Source organism: Pseudomonas fluorescens Q2-87, assembly GCF_000281895.1.
Taxonomy (GTDB): domain Bacteria; phylum Pseudomonadota; class Gammaproteobacteria; order Pseudomonadales; family Pseudomonadaceae; genus Aquipseudomonas; species Aquipseudomonas fluorescens_S.
The window spans coordinates 33,769-47,501 of the sequence record NZ_CM001558.1 but is presented as its reverse complement, the minus strand read 5'-3'; the positions used below and the strand labels follow the sequence as shown (position 1 = coordinate 47,501).

Annotated in this window: 14 protein-coding genes; 10 read left to right on the top strand and 4 right to left on the bottom strand. The window is 59.6% G+C overall.

Annotation, left to right across the window (positions count from 1 at the left end; translation table 11 throughout):
• Positions 1–56: 56 nt before the first annotated feature.
• From PFLQ2_RS27165 to PFLQ2_RS27185, 5 genes are all read left to right on the top strand, one after another.
• Complete coding sequence (locus PFLQ2_RS27165; RefSeq protein WP_003177128.1) at positions 57–830, top strand: MetQ/NlpA family ABC transporter substrate-binding protein; 774 nt, start codon at positions 57–59, stop codon at positions 828–830.
• A gap of 172 nt (positions 831–1,002) precedes the next feature.
• On the top strand, positions 1,003–1,377 hold the full coding sequence (locus tag PFLQ2_RS27170) for a lysozyme inhibitor LprI family protein (protein WP_003177127.1): 375 nt from the start codon (positions 1,003–1,005) through the stop codon (positions 1,375–1,377).
• Between the two features lie 326 nt (positions 1,378–1,703).
• Positions 1,704–2,831: a GGDEF domain-containing protein gene (locus tag PFLQ2_RS27175; RefSeq protein ID WP_003177125.1), complete on the top strand. Its 1,128-nt coding sequence runs from the start codon at positions 1,704–1,706 to the stop codon at positions 2,829–2,831.
• A gap of 361 nt (positions 2,832–3,192) precedes the next feature.
• Positions 3,193–3,612, top strand: coding sequence for an organic hydroperoxide resistance protein (locus PFLQ2_RS27180; RefSeq protein ID WP_003177124.1), 420 nt, complete (start codon positions 3,193–3,195; stop codon positions 3,610–3,612).
• 34 nt (positions 3,613–3,646) lie between these two features.
• Positions 3,647–3,859 carry a hypothetical protein gene (locus PFLQ2_RS27185; RefSeq protein WP_003177123.1) on the top strand — a complete coding sequence of 71 codons (213 nt, stop codon included), beginning with the start codon at positions 3,647–3,649 and terminating at the stop codon, positions 3,857–3,859.
• Between the two features lie 135 nt (positions 3,860–3,994).
• Here PFLQ2_RS27185 and PFLQ2_RS27190 read toward each other — a convergent pair whose 3' ends face one another.
• The 3 genes from PFLQ2_RS27190 to PFLQ2_RS27200 form a co-directional block, all read right to left on the bottom strand.
• A complete protein-coding gene (locus tag PFLQ2_RS27190; RefSeq protein WP_003177122.1) occupies positions 3,995–4,783 on the bottom strand; it encodes an SDR family NAD(P)-dependent oxidoreductase in 789 nt (262 codons plus the stop codon).
• Between the two features lie 241 nt (positions 4,784–5,024).
• Entirely contained in the window at positions 5,025–5,675 is a 651-nt protein-coding gene (locus PFLQ2_RS27195) for an HAD family hydrolase (RefSeq protein WP_003177121.1), read from the bottom strand.
• A gap of 97 nt (positions 5,676–5,772) precedes the next feature.
• On the bottom strand, positions 5,773–6,318 hold the full coding sequence (locus PFLQ2_RS27200) for a gamma carbonic anhydrase family protein (RefSeq protein ID WP_003177120.1): 546 nt from the start codon (positions 6,316–6,318) through the stop codon (positions 5,773–5,775).
• A 99-nt stretch (positions 6,319–6,417) separates the two neighbouring features.
• On the opposite strand from PFLQ2_RS27200, the gene prlC reads away from it, so the two are divergent.
• From prlC to PFLQ2_RS27215, 3 genes are all read left to right on the top strand, one after another.
• Positions 6,418–8,469: an oligopeptidase A gene (prlC, locus tag PFLQ2_RS27205; protein WP_003177119.1), complete on the top strand. Its 2,052-nt coding sequence runs from the start codon at positions 6,418–6,420 to the stop codon at positions 8,467–8,469.
• Positions 8,466–8,744 carry a YheV family putative zinc ribbon protein gene (locus PFLQ2_RS27210; RefSeq protein ID WP_003177118.1) on the top strand — a complete coding sequence of 93 codons (279 nt, stop codon included), beginning with the start codon at positions 8,466–8,468 and terminating at the stop codon, positions 8,742–8,744. Before prlC ends, PFLQ2_RS27210 begins: the two co-directional genes overlap by 4 nt.
• A gap of 115 nt (positions 8,745–8,859) precedes the next feature.
• Positions 8,860–10,911: a M3 family metallopeptidase gene (locus PFLQ2_RS27215; RefSeq protein WP_003177117.1), complete on the top strand. Its 2,052-nt coding sequence runs from the start codon at positions 8,860–8,862 to the stop codon at positions 10,909–10,911.
• Here PFLQ2_RS27215 and PFLQ2_RS27390 read toward each other — a convergent pair.
• A complete protein-coding gene (locus PFLQ2_RS27390) occupies positions 10,853–11,533 on the bottom strand; it encodes a tyrosine-protein phosphatase (protein ID WP_033045865.1) in 681 nt (226 codons plus the stop codon). The two genes, PFLQ2_RS27215 and PFLQ2_RS27390, sit on opposite strands and share 59 nt — an antisense overlap.
• 194 nt (positions 11,534–11,727) lie before the next feature.
• Between PFLQ2_RS27390 and PFLQ2_RS27220 the strand changes: the two genes are divergently transcribed.
• Complete coding sequence (locus PFLQ2_RS27220) at positions 11,728–12,786, top strand: PA0069 family radical SAM protein (protein WP_003177116.1); 1,059 nt, start codon at positions 11,728–11,730, stop codon at positions 12,784–12,786.
• Between the two features lie 211 nt (positions 12,787–12,997).
• Positions 12,998–13,729 carry a carbonic anhydrase gene (locus tag PFLQ2_RS27225; RefSeq protein WP_003177115.1) on the top strand — a complete coding sequence of 244 codons (732 nt, stop codon included), beginning with the start codon at positions 12,998–13,000 and terminating at the stop codon, positions 13,727–13,729.
• Positions 13,730–13,733: the final 4 nt, after the last annotated feature.

The window sequence follows — 13,733 nt, the reverse complement described above, 5'->3', positions numbered from 1 at the left end:
AGCCAGCCATTCGCTGGCAGGCGCCGAGAGCGGGCGCCTCACAAGGAGTTAGCTGAATGAAGAAATTACTGGTTGCCTTTGCTGCCGCTGCAGCTTTTTCCGCCCACGCCGCCGACACCCTGACCGTCGCGGCCACGCCGGTGCCGCACGCGGAAATCCTCGAATTCGTCAAGCCAGCGCTGGCCAAGGAAGGCGTGGACTTGAAGGTCAAGGTCTTCACCGACTACGTACAGCCAAACGTACAAGTCGCCGAAAAACGCCTGGACGCCAACTTCTTCCAGCACCAGCCGTACCTGGATGAATTCAACAAGGCCAAGGGCACGCACCTGGTCAGCGTGACCGGCGTGCACCTGGAACCCTTGGGCGCGTATTCCAGCAAATACAAGAAACTGGAAGAGTTGCCAGGCGGCGCCAACGTGGTGATCCCGAACGACGCCACCAACGGCGGCCGTGCGCTGCTGCTGCTGGCAAAAGCCGGGCTGATCAAGCTGAAGGACTCGAACAACATCCTGTCCACCACCAAGGACATCACTGAGAATTCCAAGGATCTGAAATTCCGTGAATTGGAAGCCGCGACCATTCCACGCGTGCTGACTCAGGTTGATCTGGCGCTGATCAACACCAACTACGCGTTGGAGGCGAAGCTTGATCCATCCAAGGATGCGCTGGTGATCGAAGGCAGCGACTCGCCTTACGTGAACATCCTGGTTTCCCGAGAGGACGACAAGGACAGCGAAGCGATGAAGAAGCTGGTGGCTGCGTTGCACAGCCCGGAAGTGAAGGCTTTTATTCTTGAGAAGTACAAAGGCGCGGTGTTGCCGGCGTTTTGATCTGATCAGGTAGTGAAAAAACGGGGCTGCGTGGGAATGCAGGCCCGTTTTTTTTGCGTGGAATGTCGAGGGCCGAATGAACCATCGGATCTGCTTCATTGTTCTATAACCCGCATGATAGATTCCCCGCCGCGACCTCTAATCAATAGAGGGCATTCAGGGAGAGAAGTGAGTGATCAAGTCTTTGTTGGTTGGGGCATTGCTGGCAATGGCGTCAGCATCGGCATCTGCGATGAGTTGCGATAACCCTCGGAACGCCTACGACAGAACCTATTGCGCGTCGCTGAAAATGGTTCAGTCGGATCAGGACATCAATGATCAGTACAAGAAGACGATGAGTGCTCTGAACCCGGATCAGAAGAAAAAGGTGAAAGCCGCTCAAATCCAGTGGATCAAGATTCGTGACAACGCCTGTTCCAACGATGGCCTGCTCTACCTGGACTGCGCCAACGAGAAGACCGAGGCGCGTATCGTCATACTCAAAGCAGTGGAGCGCGAGTGCCGTGCTTCCGGTTGCGACGACGCCAAGCTGTCGCAAGTCGAGTAACCGGTAAACAATGAGCACGTGGGGCTTGCTCTCGCTCATTCAACATTGCGCTCCGTCCCTTTCTGCCGAGGGCAGCTGACCTTTATCGCTAAGAAGAAGCGATAGGCAAGCGAAAGTCGCACCCACGAAAAACCCGACGTAAAGCGTCGGGTTTTTCTTTGGCGGGTTCACCCGCTATCGGGGGGGCTGCTTCGCGGCCCAGCGGGAGCAAACTTCTTCGCCGCCGCGTTTGGCTTAACTGGGATATCGGGCGTAATTCGGTTGTTTGCGTTGGTGGCAGGGTGCCACAATCGCTGCTTTAGTCGCATCACGATCAGGTGGATCACATGGATGGCCCAGGATCTCGCAATGGCCAGGATTTTTTCATAGCCCGGCAAGTGCGAACTGACCGATTGCAGCAGCTCTTTGGCCAATCCGTTTCGGCAGTTTTTGGTAGCTACCTCGCTGCCATCATGCTGAGTTGGCTGTGCTGGGATCGTTTTGAACACAACGTTATTGTCTGGTGGCTGGCCATACTGACCGGGTCGACGCTGCTGCGCATCTCTATGTTCGTGGCCTATTTGCGCTGCGACCAGAGTGAGCGCACGCCTCAACGCTGGGAGCGCAAATATTGGGTCACGCTCGTGTTGTCCGCCGGTATCTGGGGAGGCGGCGCGCTGGCGCTCATGCCAGCGGACGATCTTCTGTCCCAAGCTTTGGTCATGCTTTTTACTGTCGGAATGTCCGTCAGCGCGGTGTCTTGCTACTCCGCCTACCGTGACATGACACTCGCCTCCATTGGCCTGGTTCTGTTGCCAAGTACCGTCTGGCTGCTGTTCCAACCGTCCCCGATCCAAGTCGGCATGGCCCTCTCGATTCTGGTGTTCACGGCATTTGCTGCCCGTGCCACCCATAAAATGGCCGAGGCACTGGAAACCGCTTTTCGACTCACCCGTGAAATGGAACAGGCGAACAGCATTTCAACCCGCGCCGCACAAACCGATGAACTGACCGGCCTGAAGAGTCGACGCGCTTTTTTTGAACATGCCCAGCTGCTTTACGACCAGTGCAAAACCAATCGGCTAGGGTTATGCGCGGTCATGTTGGACATGGATCACTTCAAGCACATCAACGACACCTACGGCCATCAGGTCGGGGATAAGGTCTTGCGCCAAATGGGCGTGGTCATCAGTTCGTCCTTCAGGGCAACGGACATTCACGGCCGCCTAGGTGGGGAAGAATTCGCCATCCTGCTTCCGGACACGTCCATTGAAGTCGCTATCAGGATTGGAGAAGAGCTTATCCAGACGATTGCCGAGCTGATGATCGAGCCGGTCCACCGTATAACCGCCAGCCTGGGCGTGGCGTCCACGGAGGCTGGGCATAAGGATCTGCATGGTTTGATGAATAATGCGGACAAGGCGCTGTATCGGGCAAAGGCGTTGGGGCGCAATCAGGTGGCGGTTGCTCCGTAGGGTTGGTTTGCGTTTGAAAATGATCATCCGTGGCGGGGAGTTTTGGTCCTGAGCCGCAACCTGGTTTGCCCTTTTGATTTTCCTTTCTGAATGCCTGCGATTGCGCTGGCCCTGCTGATATTTCGGCATCTTCTCTCTCCGCCCTACACCTCGCAGCACGCCCAGGCTGGCACAGCTGCGTCGTTAAAAAATACTTCCCCTTAAAAATCAGCCGGTTAAGTGGTCGAGGTGAGATTTTTAGAAAATATCTCTTGCGCGCTAAATATTATGGCGTTAACTTTAACGCCACTGGTTAGCGCACAAACATTTAGCGCGAACCAAGCCAGAATCTAATCAGACCATTACGCAGGAAGGAAAAACCATGAACGTTCTCTATACCGCAGTCGCAACCTCCACCGGTGGCCGTGATGGCCGTGCTGTTTCCAGCGACAAGATTCTCGACGTGAAACTGGCGACTCCAAAAACCCTGGGCGGCGCCGGCGGTGAAGCCACCAACCCCGAGCAACTGTTTGCCGCTGGCTACTCGGCTTGCTTCATCGGCGCGTTGAAATTCGTCGCCAGCCAAAGCAAACGCAGCATTCCTGCCGATGCCTCGATCACGGCACACGTCGGCATCGGCCAGATCCCTGGCGGTTTCGGTCTGGACATCGACCTGCACATCAGCCTGCCAGGTCTGGATCAAGCCGATGCTCAAGCGCTGGTCGACGCGGCTCACCAGGTCTGCCCGTACTCCAACGCAACACGCGGCAACGTCGACGTCCGTTTGCACGTCACCGTCTAACTCAATGTATCTAACCCATTAAAAGGATCAGGACATGAACACTTTCGGCAAAGTTCTCGCTGGCTCGCTTCTGGCACTGTCGCTCGGCAATGCGTTCGCAACTTCGTTTGTTCAACCTACGGTCGCTGAAGGGGGCTCGGATCGGTTGATCGAGAACCGTGTGGCCGAAGGTGGTTCGGATCGTCTGATTGAGAACCGTGTAGCAGAGGGAGGCTCGGATCGTCTGCAAAGCAACAAGGTGGCCTGAACAAATCCGTTCATCGCTGAAAGCCCGATCGGATAAGCCAAATGCCCCTAAAAGAAAAACGCCGCTTCTCTCTTATGAGGAAGCGGCTTTTTTTTGCGTAGCGTGGCTGATTGATGCAGTCGGACTGAATGGCTGCTAAGCGATGCTATCGACCACCCCACCATCAACGCGAAGCGCCGCTCCCGTAGTGGCCGAGGCCTGCTCCGAGCTGACATAAACGATCATGTTGGCAACCTCCTCGACACGCGCCGCGCGCTGGATGATCGAGGTGCTACGGTGCTGATTGACGAAATCCGCCGCCACCTTCTCCAGGCTTTCCCCGCTACGCTCCACGTCGGCCTGAAGCATTTGGGCAACCCCTTCGGAAAGCGTCGGCCCAGGCAGCACCGAGTTCACCGTCACACCCGTGCCAGCGAGGCGCTTGGCCAAGCCGCGAGCGATTGAAAGCTGGGCGGTTTTGCTGAAGCCGTAGTGGATCATGTCGGCGGGAATGTTCAGGCCAGACTCCGACGAAACAAACACAATCCGCCCCCAACCACGCTCCGCCATGCCCAGCGCATAAGCCCTGGAAATACGCACACCCGACATCACGTTGGTTTCGAAAAAGCGCTGCCATTCGCTGTCCGGTGTTTCGAAAAAGTCTTCCTGCTTGAAAATGCCCAGGTTGTTAATGACGACATCGAAGCTTGGGTACTTGGCGACCAATGCCTGGCAGCCGGACTCATTGCTGAGATCGCCAACAAAGCCTTCGGCCCTTGAGGCAAGGTCGCCCAAGCGCTGCAACGCGTCGTGCACGCTGCTCTCGCTGCGACCATTGATGACCACGTGAGCGCCGGATTCGAGGAAGCCTTTGGCCGTGGCAAAACCGATACCGCTGGTGGAGCCGGTGACTAAGACGTGACGGCCGGTGAAGTCGATTTTCATGGGAGGGTCTCCTTGATCAATGGACTAGGGGGCTGTGCGATATTTTTGGCTGGGTGGAAGTTGGACGGGGTTCCAGATGGGTATCCACCCAGCGTCTGCGATATCGCAGGGACTTAATCATGGACGCGATATTGGATTTGCGCCTGTTTGAAGGGCATTTCTGCGATGAGCAGGTTGGAAGACTGCGCCGCCGAGCGGGAGCAAGCTCCCTCGCCATGAAAAACAGACGGTGCTGGCCCGATCAACCTCGCAAGAACGCTTGGTGCAACGCTTCCAACGTCTGAAAGTGATACGCCGGCGCTTCGGCGTTCAGCTCTTCATAACTCCCGAACCCATACCCCACCGCCGCCGCATCCAGCCCATTGCTACGGGCGCCAATCAAGTCGTGCTTGCGGTCGCCAATCATCAGGGTACTGGCCGGGTCGAGCCCTTCTTCAGCCATTAAATGTGCAATCAACTCGACTTTGTTGGTGCGTGTGCCGTCCAGTTCGCTGCCATAGATCACCTTGAAGTGCCGGGCGAAGTCGAAGTGGCGGGCGATTTCCCGTGCGAAAACCCAGGGTTTGGAGGTGGCGATGTACAGCTGTCGTCCTTGGCCGCCGAGGGTTTCCAGCAGTGGCGTCACGCCGTCGAACACTCGGTTTTCGTACAGCCCGGTGACCTTGAAGCGTTCCCGGTAGAAATTCACCGCCTCCCAGGCCTTGGCTTCGTCGAAGGCGTAGAACTGCATGAAGGCCTGCAACAGCGGCGGGCCGATGAAATGTTCGAGGCGGGTGAGGTCGGGCTCGTCGATGCCCAGTTTGCTCAAGGCGAACTGGATCGAACGGGTGATGCCCTCGCGCGGGTCGGTGAGGGTGCCGTCGAGGTCGAAGAGTATGGTTTGGTGATGCATGGCAATTCCTGGGAATATCACTGGATTGTAAGTGCTTCGCACTCAAGCGGGAGCAAGCTCCCTCGCCACGATGAATTAGAGGTGGCAGGCAAACCCGTCAGGCCTGGTCGTAGCCTTCGGCCAAGTGCAGATCCTTGAGCTTCACGTAGTTGGCCGCGCTGTAGGTGAAAAACGCGCGTTCCTTGTCGGTCAGCGGCCGGGCTTGTTTCACTGGGCTGCCGACGTATAAAAAGCCACTCTCCAGTCGTTTGCCCGGCGGTACGAGGCTGCCGGCGCCGATGATGACGTCGTCTTCCACCACCGCGCCGTCCATGACGATGCTGCCCATGCCGATCAGGATCCGACTGCCCACGGAGCAGCCATGGAGCATGACTTTGTGGGCGATGGTCACGTCATCGCCGATCAGCAACGCAAAGCCGTCGGGGTTGAAAGGCCCGGCGTGGGTGATGTGCAACACGCAGCCGTCCTGCACGCTGGTACGGGCGCCGATACGGATGCGGTGCATGTCGCCGCGAATGACCGTCAGCGGCCAGACAGAGCTGTCTTCGCCGATTTCAACGTCGCCGATCACCACTGCGGTGCTGTCGACAAAAGCGCCACGGGCAAGCCGTGGGCTGTGATTCTGGTACGTGCGAAGGGTCACGATAGGCTCTCTCTTTGTTACTGATAGGTGCTGCTAGCTGCGGTGAACGTCGATTGTAATTAAGATGGTCCCATGTTTCTTCCAGCCAAGGTGTCAACCGTGAGCGTGAACAACCCTCTTTTGCAACCCTATGACCTGCCGCCGTTCTCGGCGATCCGTGCCGAGCACGTGCAACCGGCCATCGAGCAGATCCTGGCTGACAACCGTGCCGCCATCGCTGAAATCCTCAAGACCCAGGGCAGCCAGCCTACCTGGGCCGGCCTGGTGCTGGCGATGGACGAACTCAACGATCGCCTGGGCGCCGCCTGGAGCCCGGTGAGCCACCTGAACGCCGTGCGCAACAGCCCGGAACTGCGCGAGGCCTACGAGGCCTGCCTGCCGGCACTGAGTGCCTATTCCACCGAACTGGGCCAGAACCGCGAATTGTTCCAAGCCTTCGAAGCGCTGGCAAACAGCCCCGAAGCTGCCGGTTTCGACGTGGCGCAGAAAACCATCCTCGAGCATTCCCTGCGTGACTTCCGCCTGTCGGGCATCGACCTGCCGCCCGAGCAGCAGAAGCGCTACGCCGAAGTGCAGAGCAAACTGTCCGAGCTGGGCAGCCGCTTCTCCAATCAGCTGCTGGACTCGACCCAGGCCTGGACCAAGCACGTCACCGACGAAGCGGCCCTGGCCGGCCTGACTGACTCGGCCAAGGCGCAAATGGCCGCCGCCGCCCAGGCCAAGGAGCTGGACGGCTGGCTGATCAACCTGGAGTTCCCCAGCTATTACGCGGTGATGACCTACGCTGAAGACCGCGCCCTGCGTGAAGAAGTCTACGCCGCCTACTGCACTCGCGCGTCGGACCAGGGCCCGAATGCCGGGCAGAACGACAACGGCCCGGTGATGGAGCAGATCCTTGACCTGCGCCAGGAACTGGCCCAACTGCTGGGCTTCGCCAACTTCGCCGAATTGAGCCTGGCGACCAAAATGGCTGAATCCAGCGATCAGGTGCTCAGTTTCCTGCGTGACCTGGCCAAGCGCAGCAAGCCGTTCGCGGCCCTGGACCTGGAACAGCTGAAGGCCTTTGCCGCCGAACAGGGCTGCCCCGACCTGCAAAGCTGGGACAGTGGTTTCTACGGTGAAAAACTCCGTCAGCAGCGTTACAGCGTGGCCCAGGAAGCCCTGCGCGCCTACTTCCCGATCGACAAGGTATTGAGCGGTCTGTTCGCCATCGTGCAGCGCCTCTACGGCATCGAGATTGCCGAACAGAAGGGCTTCGACAGCTGGCATCCCGACGTGCGCCTGTTCGAGATCAAGGAGAACGGCCAGCACGTCGGCCGCTTCTTCTTCGACCTCTATGCCCGCGCCAACAAGCGCGGCGGTGCGTGGATGGACGGCGCTCGCGACCGTCGTCGCACGGCCGATGGCGTCCTGCAAAGCCCGGTGGCAAACCTGGTGTGCAACTTCACCCCGGCCGACAGCGGCAAGCCTGCGCTGCTGACCCACGATGAAGTCACCACCCTGTTCCATGAGTTCGGCCATGGCCTGCACCACCTGTTGACCCGCATCGACCATGCCGGCGTGTCCGGCATCAATGGTGTGGCGTGGGACGCCGTGGAGCTGCCAAGCCAATTCATGGAGAACTGGTGCTGGGAGCCCGAAGGCCTGGCGCTGATTTCCGGCCATTATGAAACCGGCGAACCGCTGCCCCAGGACCTGCTGGAAAAAATGCTCGCGGCGAAGAATTTCCAGTCCGGCCTGATGATGGTCCGCCAGCTGGAATTCTCGCTGTTCGACTTCGAGCTGCACGCCACCCACGGCGACGGTCGCAGCGTGGCGCAAGTGCTCGAAGGCATACGCGACGAGGTCTCGGTCATGCGTCCGCCAGCCTACAACCGCTTCCCCAATAGTTTTGCCCACATCTTCGCCGGCGGTTATGCGGCGGGCTACTACAGCTACAAGTGGGCTGAAGTGCTGTCGGCGGACGCGTTCTCCAAGTTCGAAGAGGACGGCGTGCTCAACGCCGACACCGGTCGGGCCTTCCGTGAGGCGATCCTGGCCCGTGGCGGTTCGCAGGAACCGATGGTGCTGTTCGTCGACTTCCGTGGCCGTGAGCCGTCGATTGACGCACTCTTGCGCCATAGCGGCCTGACCGAGGACGCGGCAGCATGAGTGAGGGGCCTGTGATTACCAAACGACGCTTCATCGCCGGGGCGGTCTGCCCGGCGTGCAGTGAGCCGGACAAGTTGATGATGTGGAACGAAGACGGCGTGCCGCACCGCGAATGCGTGGCCTGCGGCTACAGCGACACCCTCAACGAGCAAGGCCTGTCGGTGCCCAAGGAGTTGGGCACCCGCGTTAACACGTCGGCGCTTAAAGTGCCGGACGCCAAGGTGCAGGCGGTACAGTTTTTCCCCAACCCCAAGTTGAAGAAAAAACCCGACTGAAACCTGCGGCATCATCTTCCGGGCCGCCCGGCCCGGAAGCGATACATATATACCGCTGGCCTTGCGGCCTTCCTGCCCAGACTTGTCCACCAAGTCCAAAGACAGGAAGGCTTCCATGCCCCACGCCGACAACCCGCTGTTGCAGGCCTATGACCTGCCCCCTTTTGCCCGCATCCAGGCCTTGCATTTCTCTCCGGCCCTCGACCGGATCCTGGCCGATAGCCGTGCCCAGGTGGCCCATATCATCAAGACCCAGGTAGCGTTTCCCACTTGGGACGACTTGGTGCTGGCGATGGATGAAATCCATATGCGGCTTGATGGCTTCAACGCTCTGCTGGACCTCCTGGCCTCGGCCAAGAGCGGGGACGAGTGGGCACAGGCTTCACTGGGTTGCGGCGAGCGGCTGCACGATTTCCAGCGCTGGTTGAAACAACATCCGGAACTGTTCCAGCTTTATCAACGCCTGGCGGACAGCCAGATCGCCCGGCATTTCGAACCGGCGCGAAAACGCGTCCTGGAAAAAATCCTCCGACAGTTTCGCCAGAACGATCCGGCCCACACCTCACGAACCGATTTGAACGCCCTGCAGCGTCGTATCAAAGACGCCCAGCAGCTGTTTCTGGAGAACCTGCACGAAGCCAATAACGCCTGGAGCAAAACGTTCGACGATGAGAACCAACTCAACGGCCTACCACTGGCGTTCCAACAGCGCATGGCCCGTCAGGCACGCGAGGCCGGGCGTTCGGGTTGGCTGCTGAGCCTCGATGACGAGTCGTTTGGCATCGTCACGGCCTACGCCGAAGATCGCCTTCTGCGCCAAGAGCTGTACGTGGCCTACAGCACGCGAGCATCGGACCAGGGCCCCCAGGCCGGGCGGTTCGATAACGGCAAAGTGCTCCAGCGTCTGCTGGATGATCGGCACCGGTACGCGACGCTACTTGGCTATGCGAATTTTGCTGAAATGGCGATCGAGCCGGAGCAAGCCGAGTCTGCCGAACAAGTCGCGGCCTTCCTGCGACGGCAATTGGCCCGACACCAAAGCGAATTCGCCAGGGACGCTGAACAGCTCAAGGCGTTTGCCGACGAGCAGGGGTTCAGCGAGCTCCAGCCTTGGGATTATCCGTTTCTGGTGGAGAAACTTCGGCAGCAGGCGGCGGGCACCTCCCAGCATGCCCTCAGCGCCTGGTTTCCCCTGGAGTCGACGTTTGCCCAGTTGCTGCTGATCGCCAAGGCGCTTTTCGGCGTGGATTTCATCGAGCGTCCGCAGACTCCGACCTGGCATCGCGACGTGCGTCTTTACGAGGTCCGCGAGTGGGGGCAAGTCATCGGTTACCTGTATTTCGATCCGTTCGAGGATGCGAACCGCACCGGTTATCCGAATACCTCCACCCTGCGAAACCGGAGCATCACCGCCGAGGGCCGACCCCGGCACCCCATCGCGGTCCTGCATGGCTGGCTGCCGCGTAGCTCAGGCTCCCGGCCGGCGACGCTCGACCATCTGCAGTTGCGTATTCTTTTTCATGAGTTCGGCCATTGCCTGCACCATGTCCTGACCCGGGCGCAATACCGGGAAATTTCCGGCATCACCGAACTGTCTCGCGACACGTCCGAGTTCGCCGGCATGCTGTTCGAACAGTGGTGTTTTTCCAGGGAATGCCTGGTCCGCGTGTCGGCGCACTACCAGACCGGGGCGGCAATGCCCGACGAAGTCGCCGATCAGCTGCTGGCGTTCGCCAATACCCAGGCCAGTTGGGAAACCGCCTTGCTGTTACGCAACGCGCTTTTCGACATGGAGCTGCACCGCACCCACGGCGATGGGCGCACCGTCCAGCAGGTGTTCGATCAGATCAATGGGTACACGAAGCATCTGCCGACGTTCGCGAACGAACGCTGGGCCAATGGCCTGGACTATATGGTGACCGGTTATGCCGCGAGGATTTATGCCTACGCCTGGTCCAAGGAGCTGGCCCTTAGCGTGTTCGAAAGGTTCAAGCGCGACGGGCTGTTCAACCCCGTAACGGGACGGGCGCTGCGCGAAGCCATCTTCGCACCAGGCGATGCGCGGCCCCTGGCCGAATCCATTGCAGATTTTGCAGGCTCGCCAAGGTTCATCGCGCGGGCAGGGCAACCTCAGGCTCAAGGTGATGGGCGGTCGTGGTCGAGTTGACCCAGCTTTCCAGCGAGCAAAGCGCAAACACGCTGGTGCTGCAGTCGCCGTTCGCCAATGCGGCACGGAGTTTTTCCACATCGGCCTGCATCATGTAGCGGACCCCATCCTTGAAGTGATGGCTGTCACCGAAGCCGCCTTCCGTCATTTCGTTCAAGGCGTCTTCCTTGCTCCAGCCCTGCACCACCACACGGTACATGGCGGCCACCAGACCGGTGCGGTCCGAACCGTGCTTGCAGTGCATCAGCACCGGTCCCTTGGCTTCGGCAGCCTGCACGGCGCGCAGGGCCTTGAGTATGTCGCTGTCGTCGACATGATTGGTGCGATAGGGCAGTTGCACCCGCTCGATGCCGGGGGTGGACAGCCAGCGTGCATCCGACTCCGGCAGGAACGTGATAACCGTGCCGATCTTGAGTTTCGTCAGCAATGGCAGGGCGCCGCCGTCCGGCAGGGAGCTGCGGTAAAGCGTGGGAGACATCTGGTAGAGGTTGTAGTCCTTCTCCACCGGCTGGGCCCATTCTCCTGGCCTGGCCTGCTCGGAGTCGGCCGCTTGGGCCGAAGGCTCGACAAGCCCGATAGACAAGGCCAGGCAAAACAGGGAAGACAAACAGAGCTTGAGCATGCAGGGCGGCCAGCAACGAAGAATTCGAGAGGATCAGTTTCGCCTCGCTACGGTTAAAAACCCGTAGGAAGGACGTCAAAGCGTTGTGAATTGCGATGAAGATTACGCCGGCCTCCTGGCGGACCGCCGAATGGCACTGGTCTAAATCGAGCCCAGGCAATACTGTATGCGCATACAGTTTGCGGAGTTCCCCCATGCCAGCCTCACTTCCCCCGCGCGGCCGTGGCACCGCCGCCAATCCCCACAACCGTTTCGCCCCGAGCCGCTCGGTGGCTGAAGATGACGGCTGGTATCAAGAAGTCCCGCTGACCCAAGGCACCGAGGTGACCTTCGAAACGGCGAAGACCATCATCACTCGCAATACGTCGCCGGACATCCCCTTCGATCGCTCGATCAACCCTTACCGGGGTTGTGAGCACGGTTGTATCTACTGCTTCGCGCGACCCAGCCATGCGTATTGGGACATGTCGCCGGGGCTGGATTTCGAAACCAGGCTGATCGCCAAGACCAACGCTGCCGATGTACTGGAACAACAGCTGTCCAAGCGCGGTTATCAATGCGCGCCGATCAACCTGGGCTCCAACACCGACCCTTACCAGCCCATCGAGCGTGAACAGCGGATCACCCGCCAAATCCTTGAAGTGCTGCTGCGTTACCGCCATCCGGTGACCATCGTGACCAAGGGCTCGCTGATCCTGCGGGATCTGGACCTGCTGGCCGAACTGGCGCAACAGCGGCTGGTGGCGGTGATGATCAGCCTCACCACCCTGGACGATGAACTCAAGCGAATTCTGGAACCGCGCGCGGCGGCGCCCAAGGCGCGGTTGAGGGCGATAAAGGTCATGCGCGAGGCGGGCATCCCGGTGGGTGTGTTGTGCGCGCCAATGATCCCGATGATCAATGACTGCGAAATCGAGAGCCTGCTGACCGAGGCCCATGCTGCCGGTGCGCAAAGCGCCGCCTACGTCATGTTGCGCCTGCCGCTGGAGGTGGCGCCGCTATTCGAGGAATGGTTACAGGCGCATTACCCGCAGCGCGCCGCCCATGTGCTGAGCCTGGTCCGCCAGAGCCGGGGCGGGGAGCTTTACGACAGCCAGTTCGGCAAACGCATGCGCGGCGAAGGGCCGTTCGCCGACCTGCTGGCCCAGCGGTTCACCAAGGCGATCAAGCGCCTGGGGCTCGATCGGCGCCAAGGCTACAATCTCGATTGCGATGCCTTCTGTCCGCCGGGCCGACAGATGTCGTTGATTTGATTAAAGTTGACCTTGGAACGGCTGCTGGACATGATCTGCGCCAGTGTTTCGCCATCCCTGAAATCATTGTCCTAGAGCCTTGGATTTCAGTTTGAGTTAAGTTTGGGTCGCTACCTTGTTCAGCGAGTGACTGATGGGTCGAACATCTCGGCCTGGATGTTTTAGCCACTGCTGACCTCTCAGGTCACAAATACCGTCAAGAGGATGAATCATGAGTGACAAGGATAAACAGCCGTTGGCTGCGTCGGCTTCAGCCCAACCCGAGGCGGAGACCGCCGATGCAGCGCTGCAGCATATTGTTGACGGCTTTTTGCATTTCCATCATGAGATCTTTCCGCAGCAGGAAGAACTCTTCAAGAAACTCGCCACCGCCCAGACACCCCGGGCGATGTTCATCACCTGCGCCGATTCGCGCATCGTGCCCGAGTTGATCACCCATAGCTCCCCCGGCGACCTGTTCGTGACCCGCAACGTGGGCAACGTCGTTCCGCCGTATGGACAGATGAACGGCGGCGTTTCCACCGCCATCGAATACGCCGTGCTGGCCCTCGGCGTGCAGCACATCATCGTCTGCGGCCATTCCGATTGCGGCGCCATGCGTGCGGTGCTCAACCCCGACACCCTGGAAAAAATGCCCACGGTCAAAGCCTGGTTGCGCCACGCCGAAGTGGCCAAGACCATGGTCCACGACAACTGTCCGTGCGGCGACGAAAAACAAACCATGCCCATCCTTACCGAAGAGAACGTGATCGCGCAGCTGCAGCACTTGCGAACGCATCCCTCGGTGGCCTCGCGCATGGCCAGCGGTCAGTTGTTCATCCATGGTTGGGTGTACAACATCGAGACCAGCGAGATCAAAGCCTTTGACGCGGACCAGGGACGTTTCCTGCCGCTCGATGGCAGCCATCCGATCCCGGTGGCGACGCCCAAAGCGCGCTTCTAACCGC